At 42.0% G+C, this 25,117-nt stretch carries 14 protein-coding genes, 2 tRNA genes and 3 rRNA genes; 13 read left to right on the forward strand and 6 right to left on the reverse strand.

Annotated features, from left to right (window positions below):
• Positions 1-108: 108 nt before the first annotated feature.
• Positions 109-1,140 carry an alpha/beta fold hydrolase gene (locus BFG52_RS00075; RefSeq protein ID WP_067550982.1) on the forward strand — a complete coding sequence of 344 codons (1,032 nt, stop codon included), beginning with the start codon at positions 109-111 and terminating at the stop codon, positions 1,138-1,140.
• Between the two features lie 214 nt (positions 1,141-1,354).
• Here BFG52_RS00075 and BFG52_RS00080 read toward each other — a convergent pair whose 3' ends face one another.
• Positions 1,355-2,482 (reverse strand): anhydro-N-acetylmuramic acid kinase, encoded by a 1,128-nt coding sequence (locus BFG52_RS00080; protein ID WP_067550985.1) that lies wholly within the window; start codon positions 2,480-2,482, stop codon positions 1,355-1,357.
• 65 nt (positions 2,483-2,547) lie between these two features.
• Between BFG52_RS00080 and tyrS the strand changes: the two genes are divergently transcribed.
• From tyrS to BFG52_RS17020, 8 genes are all read left to right on the forward strand, one after another.
• Entirely contained in the window at positions 2,548-3,780 is a 1,233-nt protein-coding gene (tyrS, locus tag BFG52_RS00085; RefSeq protein ID WP_171257337.1) for a tyrosine--tRNA ligase, read from the forward strand.
• Between the two features lie 726 nt (positions 3,781-4,506).
• A complete protein-coding gene (locus BFG52_RS00090) occupies positions 4,507-6,657 on the forward strand; it encodes an AAA family ATPase (RefSeq protein ID WP_067550992.1) in 2,151 nt (716 codons plus the stop codon).
• A gap of 562 nt (positions 6,658-7,219) precedes the next feature.
• Positions 7,220-8,756: ribosomal RNA gene (locus BFG52_RS00095) — 16S ribosomal RNA — on the forward strand.
• 57 nt (positions 8,757-8,813) lie between these two features.
• Positions 8,814-8,890, forward strand: a tRNA-Ile gene (locus tag BFG52_RS00100).
• A 75-nt stretch (positions 8,891-8,965) separates the two neighbouring features.
• Positions 8,966-9,041: transfer RNA gene (locus tag BFG52_RS00105), tRNA-Ala, on the forward strand.
• Positions 9,042-9,357: 316 nt separating this feature from the next.
• Positions 9,358-12,249, forward strand: a 23S ribosomal RNA gene (locus BFG52_RS00110).
• A gap of 186 nt (positions 12,250-12,435) precedes the next feature.
• A 5S ribosomal RNA gene (rrf, locus tag BFG52_RS00115) occupies positions 12,436-12,550 on the forward strand.
• The 16S, 23S and 5S rRNA genes sit together here with 2 tRNA genes alongside, the layout of an rRNA operon.
• 113 nt (positions 12,551-12,663) lie before the next feature.
• Positions 12,664-13,665 (forward strand): hypothetical protein, encoded by a 1,002-nt coding sequence (locus tag BFG52_RS17020; protein ID WP_067558909.1) that lies wholly within the window; start codon positions 12,664-12,666, stop codon positions 13,663-13,665.
• Positions 13,666-13,765: 100 nt separating this feature from the next.
• Here the strand turns inward: BFG52_RS17020 and BFG52_RS00125 are convergent, their stop codons facing one another.
• The 4 genes from BFG52_RS00125 to BFG52_RS00140 all read right to left on the reverse strand — a co-directional run bounded on the left by BFG52_RS00125 (position 13,766) and on the right by BFG52_RS00140 (position 19,992).
• On the reverse strand, positions 13,766-14,254 hold the full coding sequence (locus BFG52_RS00125; RefSeq protein ID WP_099092647.1) for a lytic transglycosylase domain-containing protein: 489 nt from the start codon (positions 14,252-14,254) through the stop codon (positions 13,766-13,768).
• A 253-nt stretch (positions 14,255-14,507) separates the two neighbouring features.
• Positions 14,508-17,864, reverse strand: a complete 3,357-nt coding sequence (locus BFG52_RS00130) for a DEAD/DEAH box helicase (RefSeq protein WP_067550997.1) — start codon at positions 17,862-17,864, stop codon at positions 14,508-14,510.
• Positions 17,865-18,087: 223 nt separating this feature from the next.
• Complete coding sequence (locus tag BFG52_RS00135; RefSeq protein ID WP_067551000.1) at positions 18,088-18,915, reverse strand: hypothetical protein; 828 nt, start codon at positions 18,913-18,915, stop codon at positions 18,088-18,090.
• Between the two features lie 81 nt (positions 18,916-18,996).
• Positions 18,997-19,992, reverse strand: coding sequence for a DNA cytosine methyltransferase (locus BFG52_RS00140; RefSeq protein WP_067558913.1), 996 nt, complete (start codon positions 19,990-19,992; stop codon positions 18,997-18,999).
• Between the two features lie 197 nt (positions 19,993-20,189).
• Between BFG52_RS00140 and BFG52_RS00145 the strand changes: the two genes are divergently transcribed.
• Entirely contained in the window at positions 20,190-21,308 is a 1,119-nt protein-coding gene (locus BFG52_RS00145; protein WP_067551003.1) for an AI-2E family transporter, read from the forward strand.
• Positions 21,309-21,398: 90 nt separating this feature from the next.
• Here the strand turns inward: BFG52_RS00145 and BFG52_RS00150 are convergent, their stop codons facing one another.
• Positions 21,399-22,094, reverse strand: coding sequence for a TIGR04219 family outer membrane beta-barrel protein (locus BFG52_RS00150; RefSeq protein WP_067551006.1), 696 nt, complete (start codon positions 22,092-22,094; stop codon positions 21,399-21,401).
• Positions 22,095-22,418: 324 nt separating this feature from the next.
• Here BFG52_RS00150 and BFG52_RS00155 point away from each other — a divergent pair, with 324 nt between their 5' ends.
• From BFG52_RS00155 to BFG52_RS16530, 3 genes are all read left to right on the forward strand, one after another.
• Positions 22,419-22,994 (forward strand): DUF1287 domain-containing protein, encoded by a 576-nt coding sequence (locus BFG52_RS00155; protein WP_067551009.1) that lies wholly within the window; start codon positions 22,419-22,421, stop codon positions 22,992-22,994.
• A gap of 391 nt (positions 22,995-23,385) precedes the next feature.
• Entirely contained in the window at positions 23,386-24,864 is a 1,479-nt protein-coding gene (locus BFG52_RS00160) for a sodium-dependent transporter (protein ID WP_067551012.1), read from the forward strand.
• 12 nt (positions 24,865-24,876) lie between these two features.
• Complete coding sequence (locus BFG52_RS16530) at positions 24,877-24,990, forward strand: methionine/alanine import family NSS transporter small subunit (protein ID WP_071890053.1); 114 nt, start codon at positions 24,877-24,879, stop codon at positions 24,988-24,990.
• Positions 24,991-25,117: the final 127 nt, after the last annotated feature.

Genomic DNA, 25,117 nt, shown 5'->3' on the forward strand with positions numbered 1-25,117 from the left:
TAAACAAGACATTCAAAAACAAAATATTCAAAACAAGACATTCAAAAACAAGACATTAAAAAGATATTCAACAAAGACATAAAAATAGCGATATCTAAGGAGTGAACGATGTCAGATCATCATCATATTTTTGCATTAGGTGATTTTGAACTACAGCACGGTGCAACCTTGACACAGGCTGTATTGGCTTATCAATGTTATGGCACATTGAATGAAGCGCGTTCCAATGCCATCGTTTATCCAACCTGGTTTTCGGGGCGACATTGGGAAAATGAATGGTTAATCGGAGCAGATAAAGCTTTAAACCCTCATGAGTATTTTATTATTGTGCCGAATATGTTGGGCAATGGACTGTCTTCTTCACCATCCAATACTGCAGCACCTTATAATGGTCCTTATTTTCCACGTATCAGTTATCTAGATCAAATTCGTGCACAGCATAAATTGATTACAGAAAAATTTGGTATTCGTCAGTTAAAAGCCGTGGTTGGCTGGTCAATGGCAGCAGCACAATGTTTTCAATGGGCATTAAGCTACCCTGAAATGGTGCCCAAAATATTTGCTTTTTGTGGTTCAGCCCGGACTAGTGAACATAATAAGGTGTTCTTAGATGCAGTGCGGGCAGCCATTACCACCGATGTAGCTTTTGCCAATGGGCATTATCAAAGGCAACCAGCCAATGGTTTACGTGCCGCGGCACGTGTTTATGCCAGTTGGGGTTTTAGTCAGGCATTTTATTGGAAACGTTTATATCGTAAGTTGGGGTATAGCAGTTTAGAAGATTTTATTATCCGTTTTTGGGATGGTTTCTTTTTAGATCAGCGAGATGCCAATAATTTGCTTTGCATGCTGGATACTTGGTGGCATGGGGATATTGGTGATACACCCGGTTTTAATGGTGACCATCAGGCAGCTTTGGCGGCTATTCAGGCACAAGCTGTGGTGATGCCTGCGGAACGTGATTTATATTTTCCTGTAGAAGATGAAATCTATGAGGTGTCCTTTATGCCCAATGCAAGCTTACAAGTGATTCCAGGTGTTTGGGGGCATTTTGCTGGCAGTGGAATAAATCCTGTCGATACTGCATTTATTGACCATGCTTTGGCAGAATTACTGAGTTCGGATATTTCTGTCGTGTAGTCGCTTTAAGCATAAGCTAGATGATGGCTTATAAGTGTTTGTTTATAAGAATTTGTTTATAAGTGTTTTTTAGGTGTATGGTAAATGGCTTCGCCGTCTGTAGATCAATCCTGTGCGGGTTTGTCTCACCAACACAGGATGTCTATTGAGTATGAGGCTCAAGTGAGTCCCTATTTAAGGTTAAGGTGCGTACAGACCTAAGGTCAGTCAGGCATTAAGGTTTGGTTATAGTACCTAAAATCCGAGGACCTACTGCACCTGTTACCGCGGCTAAATTACCACTTTGTTGCTGACAAAAACGCATCGCAAGCCAAGCAAAAGCCGTGGCTTCCACCCAAGTTGGTGACAAGCCTAAGGCTTGAGTCGTTTGGACGCTCCAATTGTGTTTGCGTAAGCGCCAACGCAGTTGTTCCAGTAGTTGACCATTGTAAGCACCACCGCCACATACATAGACTTCACCGGTGTCTAAGGGCGAGCGATAAATGGCTTTTTTAATCGCGCGTGTGGTCAGTTTCAATAAGGTCGCTTGCACATTTTCGGGGCGATCTTCTAATTCATCATACTCAGCATCATTGCGCCAATCGGCAATTTGCTCATCGAGCCATTCCAAATTAAAGTCTTCACGCCCAGTACTTTTGGGAGGCTCTTTGGCAAAGAATTCGTGTTCTTGTAAGCGTTCTAATAAATGACGAATCGGTTGGCCATAAGATGCCCAGCGCCCATCTTCATCATAGGCTTGACCGGTATAACGATGACACCAAGCATCCATGAGGATATTGGCAGGACCGGTATCAAAACCATAAACCGCATCGGCATCACCTGCAGGGAGTAGGCTGACATTGGCGATGCCACCGAGATTTAAAATCACCCGATGGATGTTTGGATGCTGGAATAAAGCTTGATGAAAAGCAGGAACGAGCGGAGCACCTTGACCACCTGCGGCTAAATCACGCCGTCTAAAGTCTGAGACGACAGCAATACCTGTGATTTCAGTAATGATGTTGGGATCACCGATTTGTAGACTAAAACCATGTTCTGGGCGATGCCGAATGGTTTGGCCATGTGAGGCAATGGCTTTGATCTGGTTACGATCTAATTGATTGTCTGTAATCAGTTGATTGATGCCATGACCAATCATGCGTGCCAAAGCCACATCAGCTTTGCCCATACGGTCAATTTCATTATCGCTAGGTAAAGTCAGTGCCATCAGCTCATCCCGTAGATCAGGATCGAAATCTAGACTTAGGGTTGCGTGGAGTTGTAGTGGATCAAAAGAAGCGGCGACAAAGTCGACACCATCCATGCTGGTGCCCGTCATTACGCCAATATAGATTGCACTCATCGCAATAGTCGCCTGCAATATGCGGAAAAAGTGTTAGTATATCCCACAAATTGTATAACTTAATTATGTGTTTGGAATTTGTGATGTCAAATTTTCTACCGCCCGAAGAACAACTCGCCCTCATTCAACGAGGAACTCATGAGATTATTTCCGAAGAAGACTTATTAAAGAAACTCAAGGAAAATCGCCCGTTACGGATTAAGGCGGGTTTTGATCCTACGGCTCCTGACTTACATTTTGGTCACACTGTTTTGATTAATAAACTCAAAACATTCCAAGATCTAGGTCATGAAGTGACATTCTTAATTGGTGATTACACCGCAATGATTGGCGATCCAACTGGTAAAAGTGCGACACGTCCACCGTTGTCGAAAGAGCAAGTACTTGCCAATGCCCAAACCTATCAAGAACAAGTCTTTAAAATTTTAGACCCCGCGAAAACCAAAGTACGTTTTAACTCGGAATGGTTTAATCAACGTACAGCTGCCGATTTGATCCAATTGGCGAGTCAGCAAACCGTATCACGGATGTTAGAACGCGATGATTTTACCAAGCGTTATAATAATCACCAGCCAATCGCAATTCATGAGTTTTTATATCCTTTGGTACAAGGTTATGACTCGATTGCACTTGAAGCTGATGTTGAAATGGGTGGTACAGACCAAACCTTTAACTTGTTGATGGGGCGTACCTTACAGAGCCGTTATGGACAAGAATCTCAAGTCTGCATTACCGTGCCGATTCTAGAAGGTCTTGATGGCGTCAATAAAATGTCTAAGTCTTTGGGCAACTATATTGGGGTCTTTGATGCACCAGGTGCGATGTACCAAAAAGTACTGTCTATGCCAGATAGCCTGATCGAACGTTATTTTGAACTCTTGAGCTTTAAAAGTATGGATGAAATTAATGGCTTGTTGGCTGAGATAGCTGCTGGTCGTAATCCACAAGAAATCAAAAAAATCTTGGCTCTAGAGTTGGTCGAACGTTTCCATGGCGCGGATGCGGCAGCCAATGCGCATAAAGGTGCGGGTAATGTGATTACCGAAGGGGAAGTCCCTGAAGATACACCGGAAGTCACTATTTCACGTGCAGATTTTGGCGGTGAAATCTTTATTGCCTCTATTTTACGTAGTGCGGGTCTAACCAAGAATGCTGCACAAGCCAAAGATGCTGTGGCACGTGGCGCTGTAAAAGTTGATTGGAATGTTGTGGATGCAAGCTTCTCTGTCAAAGAAAACTGTACCTTAATTATTCAGTCAGGTAAAAAAGCCATTGCACGTGTGACCTTTAGTGATTAATTCGTTTAGTGATTAATTCGTTGTGATGGATTAAAACCCGCCAAGTGGTGGCACATCGGCCTTGCTAGCCAAGGTTTTGAGTCGCTGAGGGTACAGAGCATCCAGATAGCAGATCGCTTAGAGATACCCTAAATGTGTGTGAATCCATTTAGGGTATTTTGTTTTGGCATATCTGTTGAGTGATCGCGTGTTGTAGGGACACTACTATTTTCACTTTAAGCTTTAGCTTGTTCCACGTGAAGTCGATGCAAAGATGAAAACAAAAATTGCCAAATGTTGGCAGAGTCTTTAAAATAGCCAGCGATTTTAGCCGAGATGGCTTATAGATTATCGGTCGATCTATATACTTAAAAATACTGGGTATGATCTCTTGCTGAATCAAGTTTATCGGTACATTTGTCGGGTGTGACGGATTTTTATTACGCACAAGGTCATATACCGTTGACTATTTTCAATCTTTAAACGTTGTGAGGTTTAAATGATGCTACTCAAGCAACGCTATCCTCTTGGTTTTCTATAACGCAGCATTTTTGTTTGGCGATACAGCATCGCAATGTATGGTATGTCTCTAAGATAGATAGAAATATATAAATGCTGCTACAACCTATTCTTTCGAACTTTTATCGATAAAAAGTATTTGAAATTCTATACACCATGTCTGTGTAAGCGTACAGTATTTGGCAGAAATCCAGCTGTACCTACACAGCGGTTATGATATGTGACTATATGAATGAACTTTTAGAGCAGCCTTTTACACAACAAGGTCATGCACTGACAAATAGCAATTTTGATGACGTTGCTCCGCTGGTTAAATTGTGGGCTTTGCGGATTTTGGCTGAACTGGGCGGATCACGCGATTTTATTTGCGACAGTAATTTTAACCACCCATGGATTGCAAAACATTTAGGTTTTTCTGAAGCGCTGTTATCTGGGCAGTTTAATAGTGAGCAAGCTCATCAGGAGTTGGCTCAGTTACACGCACAAATTGAACAGCAACATGCACAGCAAGTTTTTAGCTTAAACCCAGTATTGCAGTTTAATTTACAACGCCTACAGGCTTTACTCGGGTTAAACCAGCATGAATGTCTAATTTTAGGCTTTGTAATTGTGCTGAATAGTGAGCAACTCTTAGATGATGTTGCCGATACACTCGGTAGTTTGACTGCTGCTAAGGCAATGAAAGCATTAGCAATTATATTAGATCTTCCTTTTGATACCATTCGACAAGCATTGTCCAATAAGGGCAGCTTACACCGTAGTGGTTTGATGAGTGTGCAACAACATTATAGTGAATATCTACGCAATAAATTGAGTTTAGTGTCCAACCAGCTCGTCGACAAACTATTGGTTGAAACACATGATGTGATGGAGCTATTTGTAGGAACCATTAATCGATGTGCGACTGCTGAGCTTAGTTTGGATGATTTTCCACACTTGGCAGAACAGTTGGCTGTCTTGCTGGCGTATTTACAACATGCTCAACAGCACAAACAGCTGGGTATTAATATCTTTATTTATGGTGCTTCGGGTACGGGTAAGACACAGTTATGCCAAGCGATTGCACAACATTTGCAGTTGCCGCTTTATGAAATTGCCTATGAAGATGATGATGGTGATGCGATTACTGCGACAGGACGACTTTGTGCTTATCGGGCTGCACAAAGTATTTTTGACGATCAAACAGCATTATTGATGTTTGATGAAGTTGAAGATGTTTTTAATGATACTGAAAATGGCGCAGGGATGAAAAGTACTGCACAAAGCCGTAAGGCATGGGTCAACCGCATGTTAGAGCAAAATCAAACACCCACATTATGGGTGTCTAACTCTGAACAGCTGGATCCTGCTTTTATACGCCGTTTTGATTTGGTGATTGAAGTACAGGTTCCACCGAAAAAACAACGTATGCGGATGATTCAGCAACATTGTGATCATGACTTAACTGCGGATTACCAAACACGTTTGGCCAGTGTCGAGCATTTATCACCTGCCGTGTTACGCCGTGCCTATCGTGTTGCCCGCTCAGCCAAAGTTGAAAATAACAATTTAGCTGTAGAACCGAGTATGACGCAATTGATCTCTAATACCTTAAAAGCACAGGGTTATCCTGTGTTGAAACAGTATGATGCGCATGCGTTACCTGCATTTTATGATTTGGACTTTATTCATACCAAAGCCAATTTAGCACAGATTAGTCAGGGTATTGCGGCACATGGTTTTGGACGTTTGTGCTTATATGGTCCTTCAGGAACGGGTAAAACGGCATTTGCGCGTTGGTTAGCTGAATATATCGATCAACCTTTACTGGTGAAACGGGGTTCAGACTTATTATCCCCTTGGGTCGGTGAGGTCGAGCAAAATCTTGCCAAAGCTTTTGCTGAAGCGGAGCAACAACAAGCGGTATTGCTGCTCGATGAGGTAGACTCTTTGCTACAAAATCGCCAACAAGCAGTACGTTCTTGGGAAATCTCGCAGGTGAATGAGTTCCTGGTACAGATGGAAGGCTTTAATGGCGTATTGATCTGTACCACGAATCGCTTTGAAGATTTAGACCAAGCTGCATTACGCCGTTTTGACTTTAAACTGCATTTTGATTACCTCAACTATGCACAGCGTTGGGCGCTCTTGCAAAAGGTCGCTCAGCAATTAAAAATTGCAGTGTCTGAGCAAGAGGTCTCAGCCCGATTACAGCGCTTAAATAAACTATGTGCTGGTGATTTTGCAGTGATTGTGCGACAGGCATATTTTCATGGCTTTGCCGATGCAGATGCCTTACTGCAGCATTTAGCAGATGAAATGGCGGTGAAAAATCCACAATCTACGGCTATAGGCTTTCATCCTGATGCCGTAGATCAGAAAATAAAGCCGTTGGATTGAAAATAAAGCTGTACTTGCTATGCATTTATAAATGCATAGCAAGCGCTATAGATAAAGTAAGCGCTAAACTTGCCAGCAATTGCTGGCAAGTTTAATTAAATCCTTCAAAAAATAAGCAAATATTAGCTCATTTCGCCGATATCGCCGAGAAAACAAACAAGCGTGTAGAAAAGTCAAAAAAAGGGGTTGCACCAGAAAATAAATAGCCTATAATGCACATCCATCGGCGGTGATGTTGATTAAAAGCTTTTTAAAATCAGATGCTTAACAAATCCAGAGTGATAAGTTAAGTTGAGTGAATTAGAAAGTAATTCAATAAACATTAAATTTTGCTTGACTTATCTGAGATAAGGCGTAGAATAGCCGACCTAGCTTACTCCTGACGAAGTAGTAAGAAGATCATTAAGAGATTATGAAGAACAACTTGTGTGGATTTTTACTGGTTGATTGATCGAAAATATTATCATTGATTGATTGGTAGGAATTACTCGAAGTTTATTTGAGCAAATTTTTTGTCAGTAATTGATGAGCCAGAATTGTGACCTTAAGTCACTAATGATTTTAACTGAAGAGTTTGATCATGGCTCAGATTGAACGCTGGCGGCAGGCTTAACACATGCAAGTCGAGCGGGGGAAGGTGCTTCGGTACTGGACCTAGCGGCGGACGGGTGAGTAAAGCTTAGGAATCTGCCCATTAATGGGGGATAACGTTTCGAAAGGAGCGCTAATACCGCATACGCCCTACGGGGGAAAGCAGGGGATCGTAAGACCTTGCGTTAATGGATGAGCCTAAGTCGGATTAGCTAGTTGGTGGGGTAAAGGCCTACCAAGGCGACGATCTGTAGCGGGTCTGAGAGGATGATCCGCCACACTGGGACTGAGACACGGCCCAGACTCCTACGGGAGGCAGCAGTGGGGAATATTGGACAATGGGGGGAACCCTGATCCAGCCATGCCGCGTGTGTGAAGAAGGCCTTATGGTTGTAAAGCACTTTAAGCGAGGAGGAGAGTACCTTAGATAATACCTAAGTGTATTGGACGTTACTCGCAGAATAAGCACCGGCTAACTCTGTGCCAGCAGCCGCGGTAATACAGAGGGTGCGAGCGTTAATCGGATTTACTGGGCGTAAAGCGTGCGTAGGCGGCCATTTAAGTCAAATGTGAAATCCCCGAGCTTAACTTGGGAATTGCATTCGATACTGGGTGGCTAGAGTATGGGAGAGGAAGGTAGAATTCCAGGTGTAGCGGTGAAATGCGTAGAGATCTGGAGGAATACCGATGGCGAAGGCAGCCTTCTGGCCTAATACTGACGCTGAGGTACGAAAGCATGGGGAGCAAACAGGATTAGATACCCTGGTAGTCCATGCTGTAAACGATGTCTACTAGCCGTTGGGGCCTTTGAGGCTTTAGTGGCGCAGCTAACGCGATAAGTAGACCGCCTGGGGAGTACGGTCGCAAGACTAAAACTCAAATGAATTGACGGGGGCCCGCACAAGCGGTGGAGCATGTGGTTTAATTCGATGCAACGCGAAGAACCTTACCTGGCCTTGACATAGTGAGAACGATCTAGAGATAGATTGGTGCCTTCGGGAATTCACATACAGGTGCTGCATGGCTGTCGTCAGCTCGTGTCGTGAGATGTTGGGTTAAGTCCCGCAACGAGCGCAACCCTTTTCCTTACTTGCCAGCATTTCGGATGGGAACTTTAAGGATACTGCCAGTGACAAACTGGAGGAAGGCGGGGACGACGTCAAGTCATCATGGCCCTTACGGCCAGGGCTACACACGTGCTACAATGGTCGGTACAAAGGGTTGCTACCTAGCGATAGGATGCTAATCTCAAAAAGCCGATCGTAGTCCGGATTGGAGTCTGCAACTCGACTCCATGAAGTCGGAATCGCTAGTAATCGCGGATCAGAATGCCGCGGTGAATACGTTCCCGGGCCTTGTACACACCGCCCGTCACACCATGGGAGTTTGTTGCACCAGAAGTAGGTAGGATAACCGTAAGGAGTCCGCTTACCACGGTGTGGCCAATGACTGGGGTGAAGTCGTAACAAGGTAGCCGTAGGGGAACCTGCGGCTGGATCACCTCCTTAACGAAAGATTAGTGATTGGTAAGAATCCACAACAAGTTGTTCTTCAGTGTCTACGATGGGTCTGTAGCTCAGTTGGTTAGAGCACACGCTTGATAAGCGTGGGGTCACAAGTTCAAGTCTTGTCAGACCCACCACTAACTATGCTTGCAAGGTATCTTGTGAGAGGGTGACGGAAAAGTAGATACGAAATAATCTCGTAGATTTAAGCTGGGGACTTAGCTTAGTTGGTAGAGCGCCTGCTTTGCACGCAGGAGGTCAGGAGTTCGACTCTCCTAGTCTCCACCACTCATTATGATGAGTAAGGCTAAGAAAGATTATAGAGCTTAGTAAGCAGAAGTTTATTAACCTCTGTGATTTATCACAGTATCTTGACCTGACGAAGGCAAGATAAATCATTAACAGATTAGAAATTGAGTCTGAAATAAATTGTTCAACTTGATTTGTTTGAAAAGACAAATTGAGAACTAGTAAATGAACACTGAATCAAGCGTTTTGGTATGTGAATTTAGATTGAAGCTGTACAGTGTTTAAGTACACGAAACTTCGAACTGCGATGTTGTTAGTGCTCCTTGTAGGTGCTTGCGACTGTTTGGGGTTGTATAGTCAAGTAATTAAGTGCATGTGGTGGATGCCTTGGCAGTCAGAGGCGAAGAAAGACGTGATAGCCTGCGAAAAGCGTCGGGGAGGCGGCAAATATCCTGTGATCCGGCGATGTCTGAATGGGGAAACCCACCTACTTTAAGGTAGGTATCAATAACTGAATACATAGGTTATTGAGGCGAACGAGGGGAAGTGAAACATCTCAGTACCCTTAGGAAAAGAAATCAATTGAGATTCCCTGAGTAGCGGCGAGCGAACGGGGAACAGCCCATTAAGTCATATTTGTTTTAGTGGAATGCACTGGGAAGTGCAAACGTAGAGGGTGATATTCCCGTACACGAAAGAGCAAATATGATGATGTCGAGTAGGGCGAGGCACGTGAAACCTTGTCTGAATATGGGGGGACCATCCTCCAAGGCTAAATACTCCTGACTGACCGATAGTGAACCAGTACCGTGAGGGAAAGGCGAAAAGAACCCCTGTGAGGGGAGTGAAATAGATCCTGAAACCGCATGCATACAAGCAGTGGGAGCTCCATTTTGGAGTGACTGCGTACCTTTTGTATAATGGGTCAGCGACTTATATTCAGTAGCGAGGTTAACCGTATAGGGGAGCCGTAGAGAAATCGAGTCTTAATAGGGCGTCTAGTTGCTGGGTATAGACCCGAAACCGGGTGATCTATCCATGAGCAGGTTGAAGGTTGGGTAACACTAACTGGAGGACCGAACCCACCGTCGTTGAAAAGCCGGGGGATGACTTGTGGATAGGGGTGAAAGGCTAATCAAACTCGGTGATAGCTGGTTCTCCCCGAAAGCTATTTAGGTAGCGCCTCGGACGAATACCATTGGGGGTAGAGCACTGTTTCGGCTAGGGGGTCATCCCGACTTACCAAACCGATGCAAACTCCGAATACCAATGAGTACTATCCGGGAGACAGACTGCGGGTGCTAACGTCCGTAGTCAAGAGGAAAACAATCCAGACCGCCAGCTAAGGCCCCAAAATCATAGTTAAGTGGGAAACGATGTGGGAAGGCATAGACAGCTAGGAGGTTGGCTTAGAAGCAGCCACCCTTTAAAGAAAGCGTAATAGCTCACTAGTCGAGTCGGCCTGCGCGGAAGATGTAACGGGGCTAAAACTATGTGCCGAAGCTGCGGATGTATACTTATGTATACGTGGTAGGGGAGCGTTCTGTAAGCCGAAGAAGGTGGATTGAGAAGTCTGCTGGAGGTATCAGAAGTGCGAATGCTGACGTGAGTAACGATAAAACGGGTGAAAAACCCGTTCGCTGAAAGACCAAGGGTTCCAGTCCAACGTTAATCGGGGCTGGGTGAGTCGACCCCTAAGGCGAGGCCGAGAGGCGTAGTCGATGGGAAATTGGTTAATATTCCAATACTTCTGTGTAATGCGATGAGAGGACGGAGAAGGTTAAGTCAGCCTGGCGTTGGTTGTCCAGGTGGAAGACAGTAGGCATGCATCTTAGGCAAATCCGGGGTGCTCTATGCTGAGAGTCGATAGCAAGCTAGTTTACTAGCGAAGTGGCTGATACCCTGCTTCCAGGAAAAGTCTCTAAGCTACAGTTACACAGGAATCGTACCCGAAACCGACACAGGTGGTCAGGTCGAGTAGACCAAAGCGCTTGAGAGAACTCTGCTGAAGGAACTAGGCAAAATGGTACCGTAACTTCGGGAGAAGGTACGCTGCTGACGGTGATTCCCCTCGCGGGATGAGCGGTTGGCAGCCTCAGAAACCAGGCCGCTGCAACTGTTTATTAAAAACATAGCACTCTGCAAACACGAAAGTGGACGTATAGGGTGTGATGCCTGCCCGGTGCTGGAAGGTTAATTGATGGGGTTAGCGTAAGCGAAGCTCTTGATCGAAGCCCCAGTAAACGGCGGCCGTAACTATAACGGTCCTAAGGTAGCGAAATTCCTTGTCGGGTAAGTTCCGACCTGCACGAATGGCATAATGATGGCGGCGCTGTCTCCAGCAGAGGCTCAGTGAAATCGAAATCGCTGTGAAGATGCAGTGTACCCGCGGCTAGACGGAAAGACCCCGTGAACCTTTACTGCAGCTTGACATTGAACTTTGACCTTACTTGTGTAGGATAGGTGGGAGGCTTAGAAGTGGTGACGCTAGTTACCATGGAGCCATCCTTGAAATACCACCCTGGTAATGTTGAGGTTCTAACTCTGGTCCCTAATCGGGATCGAGGACCATGTCTGGTGGGTAGTTTGACTGGGGCGGTCTCCTCCTAAAGAGTAACGGAGGAGTACGAAGGTGCGCTCAGCGTGGTCGGAAATCACGCGTAGAGTATAAAGGCAAAAGCGCGCTTAACTGCGAGACCAACAAGTCGAGCAGGTACGAAAGTAGGTCTTAGTGATCCGGTGGTTCTGTATGGAAGGGCCATCGCTCAACGGATAAAAGGTACTCTGGGGATAACAGGCTGATACCGCCCAAGAGTTCATATCGACGGCGGTGTTTGGCACCTCGATGTCGGCTCATCTCATCCTGGGGCTGAAGCAGGTCCCAAGGGTATGGCTGTTCGCCATTTAAAGAGGTACGCGAGCTGGGTTTAGAACGTCGTGAGACAGTTCGGTCCCTATCTACCGTGGGCGTTGGAAATTTGAGAGGATCTGCTCCTAGTACGAGAGGACCAGAGTGGACGAACCTCTGGTGTACCGGTTGTGACGCCAGTCGCATCGCCGGGTAGCTATGTTCGGAAGGGATAACCGCTGAAAGCATCTAAGCGGGAAGCCTACCTCAAGATTAGATTTCCCTTGGAGTTTATCTCCACTAAAGAGCCGTTGAAGACTACGACGTTGATAGGTTGGATGTGGAAGCATGGCGACATGTGAAGCTGACCAATACTAATTGCTCGTGAGGCTTGACTATACAACACCCAAACAGTTGTTGTATAAAGCTCATTCGATTCATTTAAAATCAAATCTACTTGATTCATGTGAAATTCTAGTTACAATACAGACCCAGTTCTAATCCGTTAATAACTCATTTGGTTAAGAAAGTATGGCACTGAATAAAAATGTTCAGATCAGACCAGAAATCACCATAAACAGTTGTGCTGGCGACAATAGCAAGAGTGAACCACCTGATCCCTTCCCGAACTCAGAAGTGAAACCTCTTCGCGCTGATGGTAGTGTGGGGTTACCCATGTGAGAGTAAGTCATCGCCAGCTCATTAATTCTAAAATCCCCCAAGTTAAACTTGGGGGATTTTTTTATTTGGAAAAATAAAAATACTGATATATGGCATAATACTTTAAATGACAAGATCGAGAATATAAATAATATGCTTATACCTGAATTTTGGGCTGAAGCAACTCAGCTATTACAGCATGACAATCGACAACAAACTATACGGCGTTTTGGCTGGTCTAATCAAAATGAAGCCGAGGCTTTTGCTATGGCGCAGACGCGTTTGCACGATGCGATACAACGCCTTGAACAGGGTGAGCAGATATATTTGCGTGAACACCATGCTGTTTATAATGGCGCCTTTGGTGTTCCAATTCGAGAAGAAATTTTAGCTCGTTATGATGAAGAAATAATTAGCCGTAATGGTTATGGCGCACATTGTTTAAATACGCCGCGGGTTTTATTTGCAGATATCGATTTTGAAGAGCAGACAGCAACAAATATAGGGCAGGGCAGTAGAGTATTTTGGGCACTGCTATTGACTGTTTTGGGCATATTATCGAGTTATTTTCTTTTTGCAGATTGGCTGGGGCGTGGATTATATTTAGTCGTTATTCTTTTTCTCATTTTTAAATGGAGCGCTAAGCAAAACAAGAAGCAAAACAATACAGCACAGCCACAGGTTGATCCGGTAGATGCGTATAAACAACGATTGGCGCTATTTTTAAAACAGCATCCTTTATGGAATATACGACTATATCGTACGCCTTCCGGACTGCGTTTAATGGCAACGCATCAATTTTTTGCTGCGAATGATCCTGTGGTAAAAGATTTTTTTGATTTTATGGGGGTTGATGCCGTCTATGCACAAATGTGTATTCGACAACAATGTTTCCGTGCCCGACTTAGCGCAAAACCATGGCGGATTAAAGGTTTTCAGCAAGAACGTCCTCGTACTTTATGGCCGGTTGCAGCACATCAGCAAGAGTTACGGCAAAAATGGATCGCTCAGTATGAGCAGCAAGCAGCGCCATATGCGGCTTGTCATTATTTAGAGGAAATGGGCTCTTCACGTGTTGATCGACAGTTAGCGAGTATTATTGATTTACATGATCGAGAGAGCAAAGCACATTATTTAGAACGACCCATTGCTTAAGTATTGAAGATTCAAGCATCGAATATTGAGGCATTGAAGATTAAAACATCACAGCTGATATTGAACAACTTAGCTTTAATCGATATCAGCTGCATTGAATTTATAGTGCTGATTTTAATGCACGCTCATGGGCTTTTACTTGGCGTGCGTACTTTTTACCTTGGCGACGCATTTTCCAGCTTTTACTATAGTTACCTGGACCGACATTATAATAAGCTAAGCCTTTTTTTAAGCTTCCTGCAGATTGTTCATAGCTGGCCAAGATATAAGCGCCACAGTTGATATTAATTGCTTCATTAAATAAATCACCTGGGCATTTTTGTTGCCAATAGCGTGGCATTACTTGGGTTAATCCGACAGCCCCTGCAGGTGACACCACTGTACTACGATAACTTGATTCTTGGCGTATTAATGCTGCCATTTTTAGCGGAGGCAGCCCATATTGATCTGCACTTTGAATAATCATTGGTGCAACACGATTGGCAGTATTTGCATTAACAGAATAAGCTGATTGAATACCTTTGGACAGCTTGGCTGATCGTGTCGCCAGTGAACCGCTATGCGGCCCAAGTGTGGTGCAGCCGACCATAATACTGCTGAGACCGAGTATTAAGAGGGGCGCTACAGCGCTTTTATAATAGTGTGTTGGATTAAGTTGAGACAGAAACAGTTTCATAGACAAGACAAAAGCCACTATAGACTGTAGTTAAAAGTTGCACTTATGGTACGGGCTACTAGATATACAGTCAATATTGAGAACCCGATAGCACTAAATCAGATTCCCAATATAAATACCAGCTCAGCATTTGTCTATTGGATGACTGTTAATATAATGACGATTATTAATCGAACAGCTGCATAATATCGTCTTCAGAGAGTTTAATATCATCTTGCTGATCTATCGATAAAATAGAGCGTGTCAGTTGTGCTTTATTTTTTTGCATCTGAATTATTTTCTCCTCAATACTTTGGCTGGTAATGAGCTTATAAACAAATACCGGTTTATCTTGTCCAATACGCCAAGCACGGTCTGAAGCTTGCTCCTCCGCGGCAGGGTTCCACCACGGATCATAATGAATCACCGTATCTGCGCTGGTGAGATTGAGCCCAACCCCGCCAGCTTTGAGGCTAATTAAAAACACTGGGACTTGACCTGATTGGAAAGCATCAATGGCTTGCTCACGCTTTTTGGTTTGTCCTGTTAGTTTAACCAGAGGCACATTTTGCGCTTGTAGAGCTTGCTCTATGATGTGCAGCATACTGGTGAATTGCGAGAAGATTAAGATACGTCGACCTTCTTCAAGCATGGCTGTGACCATCTCTAGTAGTTGATCCAGCTTGGCAGATGCTGTTGTTGTCGTCTGTAATGAATCCAGCTTGAGTAAACTCGGGTGGCAACAGACCTGACGTAGTTTGAGCAAAGCATCTAAGATTTGAATTTGACTGCGTTCAAAACCTTTTTCTGCAATGATTTCACGGATATTTTTTTGCATGGTGGCACGCACAGCTTCATATAGTTTTTCTTGCTGGGTGTTCATGCTGATATCGACTTCAATGGTGGTCTTTTCAGGCAGTTCCGTGGCAACATCTGTTTTTAAACGTCGCAGCATAAAAGGCTTAATACGTGAGACCAATAAGTTTTTTGTTTTTGAGTCGGCTTGTTTTTCGATAGGATGTCGAAATTTCTTATTAAACATTTCTTGCGAATATAAAAAACCAGGCATAAGGAAGTGAAAGAGTGACCACAACTCACCCAAATGATTTTCCATTGGGGTACCTGTAAGGCATAGACGATGCTGCGCTGGTAATTGACGTGCAATTTGTGCTGCCTTGGCACGTGGGTTTTTAATATTTTGTGCTTCATCTAAAATCAGCAGATGATATTGATGTTGCATCAAATGCTCTTCATCTCGAGACAATAGAGGGTAGGTACTGAGCACAATATGATGTGCAGGAATTTCGGTAAATAAATGATGTCGCTGGGAACCTTGTAAAATTAAAACTTTGAGTTCCGGTGTAAATTTCTGTGCTTCTTTGAACCAGTTCTGCATTAACGAGGTGGGAGCGATAATGAGAGCCGGCTTGCCGTCTAAGCGACCAGCTTGATGCTCTAATAAGATATGTGCCAGCGTTTGTGCTGTTTTACCCAAGCCCATATCATCGGCTAATATACCACCGTGTGCTGTTTCTCTTAAAAATTGCAGCCATGCCAGACCCTGTTGTTGGTATGGGCGTAGCTCAGCTTGGAAACCTTGTGGTGTTGCTATACTGTTTTGATAGCCTTGTTTTAGGCTTTTGGCAAAGGCTTGTAATCGCTCACTACTTTGCCAGCTCATGCCCAAATGATGGTCATTTAAGTCTAATAATTGATAAGCATCGTAGCGATCGACTCGACGGTTTTCTGGTTGCTGTAAAATTTCTTTTAAATAATAAAAGATGGGTTTGATGTGCTGCAAGGTTATTGCCAATTTTGGCTGATCTGGCGCTATAGCAATACTGATGATGCTACTGTCATCTACTGTTTCAAGATAATCGCTATCGAGAAATTGAGGATAATGTTTGGTCAGTTGGGCCAAGAGCGTAATCAGATCATGCTGCTGACCCTGTTGGTCTTGTATAGTGACGCCAATATCAAACCAGTCATTTTGTGCGCTGTCTTGCAATGACCATTCTAGGTTTGTGATGGCTTGTAAATTGAGTGCGCTTTGTGCGCTATGCTCAATTTTCCAACCCAATTGCTCAATATGATTGACTGGAATGAGTTGATCCAAGCAATCATGGTGAGGACCAATCAAAACATTATTAAACTGAGCGAGATCGAGCTGTGTTTTCTTGAAAATAGGATGATCTTTAGTCCATACCAATGTTGGTATGCTCTGTTGCAGTTGCTGGATCATGTGTTGTTCTTGTTTTATATCACGTTGTTGACGCACAGGTTGTTGCTGTTGATGACTAATAAAGCTTTCTTCAGCATGATTGGCTTTAATGCGCCCCGCAGGGTATTCAAATTCAACTTCTACAAACACAATTTGATATTCTGCTAACTTGAGCTCCAAATGACGATAGCCGCCAAAGCGCAAAATAGGTATCGCTTCTCCAGTGATAGTGGGGAGTGATTGTAAAGCTTTCGGTTCGGGTAAAGGGCTATGTTGTAGTTGTGATGAAATAATATCTTGAAATTGACCAAGCAAGTTCAATGGAATAGCGGGCATATTGAGTAATTGCTGAATCAGCGCAGTTGGATAGGGGCTGTGAATCGCGCCTATGCGATGTTGTAAACTGTCTAAATAGCAAAGTGGTTTACTCATGATAAGGTGGAAGTGATTGCAATCTTTAAGTAAAACACGATGTTGTTCTTGATCAATTAAATAGAGTTCGAGTTTTTCGCTGTTGGCAACAATATCATTATGCCAAGAAAATTCTAAATGGTAGGCTTGATCACTCCATTGTAGACGGGGATTTTGATGTTTCTCCCAATAGGCTTCAGCATTTTGTATAAAATGTTGTAATTGAGGTTGTAAAATGCCAGAGATATCGAGCTCAGTGCTAAAGTATCTGTTTTTACTGTTGAGATTATTGTAAAAATAGAGTTCTAGAAAAAGATCTTTTTCAGCTTCTGAAACTTTCAAACGACCATTGATAATATTTTCATAGACGTCATAGCGAGTTGTTTCTCGAATTTCTCCTTGTTTATTACGTCTGACTTTTTGTAAGGAAACATCAATTTGCGTAGAATGTTTTTTTCGATTGAATATATAAATAAGTTTTGAGTCAGTTATATTGTGCTGTGTGTTATCTGCAACGAGATCTTGAATTTTGTATTTAAATTGATTGAGCCAACTTTCTGCTTGCATATATTGTAGATCAACTTCAGCATGGCTGGGACTCGATAGAAGCGATGAACTGGATTGTTTTTGGTTTAAGTAATACTCATAAAAAAGACGTGCTAATGCAGCGGCATGTTTGCAATGAATTCCAACGGGGCAGCTACAATCTGTGTCAACTAAACGATCTAAAACACTATGGTAAAAAATTGTCGTGTCATAATAATCTGTGCCCTCAATTTGTGCGTAGACAAATGTTATATCATTTTCAGTCATAATATCGAGCGTAGACAAGTCGATTTGCTCTACATAACTGGCACTACGCTGAATGGTCGCTTTATTGAAACATGATAAAAAATTATTTAAATTACGCATAGCTTGCTGGTTGAAATAAAGAACAGCGAAATTATAAGACGAATTGGATATGAGAAGCGAATAGAATATTGTTTCGAAAGACAATAGGCTGGATAGACTGAATATAACATCAGTGAGATAGAGCTTAATTTGCTTTCAATCGGCAATGTTCGCATCTTCGATCTTCGCTATTGCCGATTTTGCAATCTAATGCTTTGCTTTAATACGAGGTGAGGTCCTGACTTTACTTAACTTTTCTAGGGATAATAAGATTAAAATTATCGCTTAGATTATTTAAAATTCTATTATGATTTAAGCTGTTAAATTCAACTGTTTGAAAACTTCCCAAGGTCTTTAAATCACTTACATGGGTCACTTCTAGCGGTTCTGCGAATGCTTTAAAAGGAACAAATTGGGTATATACACATTTTTTTCGATTACTATCTTCTGTCATTGGGTTAATCGGTCGATATGCTATTTTGAAATTATGACTCAGTTCAAAAATAGTGGAAGTATTAATGGGTTTTAGAATCTGAAATAACTGTTCAATTGAGCTGGGTAAGTTTGAGGTACTATAGAGGCAGTTTGCTGTCTCGTTGCCTGTGCCAATTCCAGCAACTATCTTAATCATATCATTGGGGTTAAATACGTCTAGGAAATCGCGAGAAGTATTGCCAGACCTTTTACCAAAGCAAATACTCACCCCAACAAATAAAGAGGCGTTTGAATGGTTTATCCAAGCATTTGCCCATTTTGTACAATCTTGCGTGAGTTTTTCGAAACTATCTAAACCGAATTCATTGACCAAACGCTTGTGAGAATACCAATTACCAAAATAGTCTGCACTACTCATTTTGGCGGAAATTTTTAAAAGTTTATGATTATCAAAATGAACAATAATATCGGTTTTATAACCAGAGCTTCCAACTCTTTCTGCTTTTACGATTTTATTTGAACTAGAAATACCGAGGTCTCTAACCCATAGTGGAAGATGTTCTGGTAAGGGTTGTTGGGAAAAATTTGCAATAATATTTTTTAGCTGACATTCAAAATTATCAGTATAAGCTGACATATGCTTTCTCTTTATCATTGTAGAAAAAGCATATAATCAATAAAAAGCAAACAAAAGGGAAGTTTTTTTAATCTACGGATATCATTTTTGCTTCGGCTCAAGACATAATGCCTCGCGAATACTCGTTGCTAAAATCCTAGCAAAATCGACATTTACAGCATTGCCAATCATTTTGTAGCCATGATTTAAGTCAGAATATTTAAAAATAAAGTGATCAGGAAAACTCTGAATTCTTGCACATTCTCGAACACTTAAGCGTCGATATTCACTGTTTGGAGCAAACATAAACTGATCTTGCGCGAGTTTAATCATTTTCGGTGCGCTGGGATGAATTGGGGCATGTCTGCCACCTGCTTGAATGGTAAAGGAAGGTTCATCCCAAGCACGGACTCTATTTCTAGACATATAAATGGAAGAAAAACCACCAGTCATATATTCATGGTTTTGAATTGTTGCATCTGGATTGGGTTTTGATTTATTGAGTGCAGGAACAGCAGATTCTGCTAAATCACGAATAATATCATTTAAACACTTTGATTCTTGTTGTGGTTCAGGGAATGAATAATCAATTTTTAGGTCAGATCTAAAACCAATAAAAATAACGCGTTTACGATCTTGAGCAATACCAAAATCTGCCGCATTGAGTAATTTAAAATAAAGATCATAACCTGCTTCAAGAAAGGTATTCTTGATATTTTCTAGCGCATCTTTATGTCGGGCTGCGAGCATTCCACTGACATTTTCAGCTAAAAAAAATGCCGGTTTTTTGGCTTTTAATATACGAATAAAGTCAAAAAATAGCTGCCCTCTTTTATCTTCTATACCTCGTTTAGAACCTGCTTCACTCCAACTCTGGCAAGGTGGACCACCAATAATACCATCACAATCGGGAACTTCAGTTTCATCCACTAAGGTAATGCTGCGCTTATCTAAAGAGGTTTCAGGATGGTTAAATTCATAGGTAGACCAAATGTCCTTATCGAATTCATTGGCAAAAATGATGTCAAATCCTGCTTGTTTAAAGCCGAGATCTAAACCACCAGCACCAGAAAAGAAAGATGCGATTTTAAGAGACATATAGAAAAACACGCTTGAAAATTTAAGCGTAATTTTTACATTTTTACGCTCAAAAGGCCAGCTTTTTTTTAAAAAACACGTCTTATACTGTCGTTCAAAAATAAAGATGTTAAATAACAAGTGGCTGTAAACTAAAAACGCAATTTCATCAAATATAAGTTAAACTCTTTTTATTTATCATAACCTTAATTAGAAATATGCGACAACAACAGCGCAGCTGGCATGACAGCTTACAGACGATGGTCTACGTGTTACTTTTTATTATTCTATTAGGATGGTTAATCAAAGTTGGACAGAACTTTTTATTGCCGATTTTGATGGCTGTCATCAGCATGTATATTATCGTCACTTTAACTGATTTTTTAGGTCGTTTTATTTTCCTAAAACATAGCAGTGAAGCAATACGACGTTTATTGGTTTTCGTTGCGTTTATGGCAACCGTTTTTGGATTAAGTCAGATTATCTATATTACAGGGCAACAAATTGTAGCCTCACTGCCAATTTATCAAAATAATTTAGAAAAAATTGTGATTGATATGAGTGTGCAATTGGGCTTGAGTCAAGATCCTGATTGGCAGTTATTACGTGCAATGACCATCGATAAAATTGATATTCATCCATTTATCAGTGCCAGTATTAGTGCTTTGAGTACTTTAACCGGGATGGTGGTGTTGGTGGTGGTCTATGCCTTATTTTTAATTAGTGAACGCGGTCGTTTTGCCACGCGTTTTGCGATGGCTTTTTCAGGGCAAGGTGCAGATCAAACCAGAACATTATTACTCAATATCAACCGTAAAATCGGTGATTATTTGGCTATTAAATCGCTGATCAACGTTATTTTGGCTGTGATCTGTTGGTTGATCTTATGGTTATGTGGCGTTGAACATGCTTTATTTTGGGCATTAATTATTGGTTTACTCAATTATATTCCTTATATCGGTTCATTATTAGGCGTCATCTTCCCAGTGATATTAACCTTAGCGCAATTTGGTTCAATGCAAATGACTTTATTGGTGGCAGTATTATTGACCGTTGCACAAATGTATGTCGGGAATGTACTGGAACCTAAAATGATTGGTAAACAAATTAATTTATCACCCTTTGTCGTTTTGGTATCACTGTCTTTATGGGCATCATTATGGGGTGTTGCTGGTGCTATTTTGGCTGTACCCTTAACTTCTATTTTTGTGATTATTTTAGGGGCGTTTCCTTCTACCCGTGCATTTGCATTACTGATGGTCGATGATCCTGTCGCCTATCAACTAGAGATGAAAAATATGGCAGCGCAAACTGAGGCCAAGCAAATCGCAGAATAAATCTGCAGAATAAAGCATTACAGTAGTATCATCTTGCTAAGATTGATCTTTTGAATAGGCATGATGAAAAGATCAAGCATGAGTGCACTGTTAAAAAGCCCCATTGATACCGAGATAAGGTCCTTGAAAACGAAGCTTTAAATCTTGAATTTGTGGATGATCATAGTTGATATTTAACCAACGATAGCCAAAATTAAGCCCAGCTTCGAGCCAGCCTAATTTTTGAAATTGGTATTGAACTTCTGCTTGAATATCATTCAACTTAAGTGTTTTGTATTGGCTATAAATAATCTCGGTATGCAATGAAAGCCCGCTATTGGGTATTTGGGCGGAAATTTTGCTATAAGCGATGGGCTTATGTTGCTGTTGTGTTTGAGCGATATGATGATCAAAAAACTGCGCATTGGCTTCGGCATCTATTTGACTGATTCCAGCGCCAAGATTGAAACGGAGTAAGCGATCAAAGATCGGGTAGTACAAAATATAATTATAATAGTCAAAAGAAAAATCTTGTTTGAGCGGAGGGTGATTGAGTTGGTTACTCAAGGATGTCGATTTAACTTTAGCTTGCGGTAAGAAAGGTAGTTGATGCTGGAGATCGATAGACCATTGTAGTGCAGCTTCATGCGGATAGCTTAGACTGAGGGGGCTGAGTATTTGGGCTTGGGTGGTGGTGTGGTATTGCCAGTATTGTGCTTGACCTTGTAAATTGATGCTACTCGCATATAAATTGCTGCTGAGACCAAGCCAAAGTGGGCTGAGTAAGAGATAGAAACGCATCATCATAAATCCCTTCAATGATAAATTTATAGCGATTGTTGACCCTAGGTCCTAGAATGTTGATTCTGCAATAGCGCAGACATAGACGAGATAGCGGGAGATGCTGCGAATAAAAGCGAGTAAATCGTCTATGATTTAGCCATTCTACGGCAGCCTTTCATCAGATGAAATGTCACTCATCGGTTTAAGCATGATCATGATATAAGTCCGTTGTAATGCTATGGCTATCAATGAATATCGATAGATTCAAGCGACTTTCAGGGCTTGTACTGTCTAGATGCTTAACGTAAAGTTCAAATAAGACACCGATTTAAGAATGTTATAAGCGTTATGAAAACAATAAACTTGATGATATTGGCGACAGCCTTGGGCTGTTATACCGTGCCAGCATGGGCTTTTGATGCACAGCGCTTGGTCACAGATGCACGGGGTCAAATTGGTCAAACCTTGTATTATGACCCCGCTTATAGCAAATTGAGCTACCCAATGGGCGATGTCGATTTGATCAAAGGCGTTTGTACGGATGTGCTGATTCGGGCGCTTCGAGCGCAAGGGATCGATTTACAGCAAAATATTCATGAAGATATGCGAAAAAACTTTCGTATCTATCCACAAAAATGGGGCTTAAAAGGTCCTGATCGCAACATTGACCATCGTCGTGTACCAAATATTATGACGTATTTGCAGCGCCAGTCTTATGCAGTGCATGATCAACATTATTTGCCTGGTGATATTGTGACTTGGGATTTAGGCAAGGGCTTGACCCATATTGGTATTATTTCCGATAAAACATCAGCACAGGGCACGGCTTTGGTGATTCACAATATTGGCGCCGGCACGCAAGAAAATGATATTTTGCACAGATTTAAGATGATTGGGCATTATCGCTTGCCGAGTTTAAGTTAAATTAAATCAAAGCGCTGCCTCCTCAAAAAACATCAGTAATCAGTTTTTCGCTGGCATTGTCATGCTGTTGTATCTTCTGTGAATCAGCAGTTTTTCTGGACGAAGAAAGCACTTCGTTGTTATTCATATAACATTTATTTTGAAAAAACATTAAACTCTGTCCTGAGCATTACAATCCTGCCGTTATTTGGTATTCACCAAATGGCGTTATTTACTCATGTATATTGTTATTGTGCTTCAGACTTTGTGGGCAGAACCATTGGCTTGGACGCAACACGATGATTTCTAGAGTATAAGGATTTATTCAAACAACAATTGGTTAATTTTTTTGCTTGCATTAGCACAATGACAACAAGCAGCATAAACGACAAGCCTTAAGGCTAGGTGTTCTATGACAGATAAACGTGAAAATTGGTCTGCGCGATCGGGCTTCATTATTGCAGCCATTGGGTCAGCAGTAGGTTTAGGTAATATTTGGCGTTTCCCTTATATTGCTTATGAAAATGGTGGTGGTGCATTTTTAATACCGTACCTCATCGCATTACTGACAGCAGGTTTGCCGTTATTATTTTTAGACTATGCTGTTGGGCACCGTAGTCATGGCGCACCACCCAAAGCCTATAAAAATCTGTGGAAACCAGCAGAGACATTGGGGTGGTGGCATGTCAGTGTTTGTCTGATTATTGGTTTATATTATGCTGGCGTACTCACCTGGGCAGGGAGTTATATCTTTTTCTCGATTGGACAAGTCTGGGGCAATGATCCACAACATTTCTTTTTTAATGACTATTTGCAAACTTCAGAATCTAGTCATTTTGAATTGGATTTTGTAAGCCATTTATTCTGGCCTATTTTAGCCATTTGGTTGGCGGTTATGGTTATTTTATATGGTGGCGTGAAAAAAGGGGTTGAATTATCCAACCGTATTTTTATGCCGTTATTGGTGGTGTTATTCACGATTTTAGTTATTCAAGCCGTGCGCTTACCGGGTGCAGTGGATGGTTTAAATGCCTTCTTCACCCCAAACTGGGAAGCCATGAAAGACTATAAGGTTTGGTTAGCGGCCTATGGTCATATCTTCTTTAGTTTATCGGTCGGTTTCGGGATTATGGTGACGTATTCATCTTATTTAAAACCGAAAACTGATTTAACCGGTTCTGGGATGATTGTTGGTTTTGCCAATTCATCATTTGAGCTTTTGGCCGGGATCGGGGTTTTTGCAGCACTTGGTTTTATGTCACATGCTGCGGGTAAACCGATTGATGAAGTGGTCAGTGGGGGGATTGCTTTAGCCTTTATTGCCTTCCCGAAATTGATTTCAAGTTTAGGCGCTGGCGCAGATCTATTTGGTTTATTGTTCTTTACCTCGTTATTTGTGGCGGGTATTACATCAATGGTCAGTATCCTAGAAGTGCCCATTGCAGCTTTACAAGATAAACTCAAATGGGGGCGGCGTAAGGCGGTAACCATCGTTGCTGGCGGTTCAGCAATTATTTCGATTACTTTCTTTTCTAGCACCAGCGCGATTAAACTGGTCGATATCATTGATCACTTTATTAATAATATTGGTATTGTTTCAAGTGCATTGGTTTCGATTATTATGGTGTCTTGGTTTAGACGTAGTCTGATGCGTGAGTTAGAAATACATATAAACCATATCTCTACCATTAAGTTAGGTCGTATTTGGGAACTTACCCTAACCATCGTAACCCCAACCATTTTAATCACGACTTTATTCTTGACCTTAAATTCGATTTTCCATGAAGGTTATGGTGGTTATACCCAGAGCATGTTATATATCTTTGGTTGGGGCTGTATCGTATTTTGTGCTTTAGGGGCGTTATTGTTCTCACGTCTCAAAGACCGCTAAGGAGAAGCTTACATGACTTTTGAAGCAATTATTATGTTTATCATCTCCGCAGTGTTTTTATGGGGCGGTTTGATTTTAGCCACCATTCATTTAATTCGACATCCAGAACCTGCTGATGATGAATAATCACAGCGTAGGGTTGTAAGACGATACACACTGCTTTTCAGCAAAAAGATAAGCAAAAAGTGGCACATGATGTGCCACTTTTTATTCAAATTATCTAGTCTCTATTGCCACTGTTTCGCTCGTCCTG

The organism is Acinetobacter larvae, assembly GCF_001704115.1.
Classification (GTDB): Bacteria; Pseudomonadota; Gammaproteobacteria; order Pseudomonadales; family Moraxellaceae; genus Acinetobacter; species Acinetobacter larvae.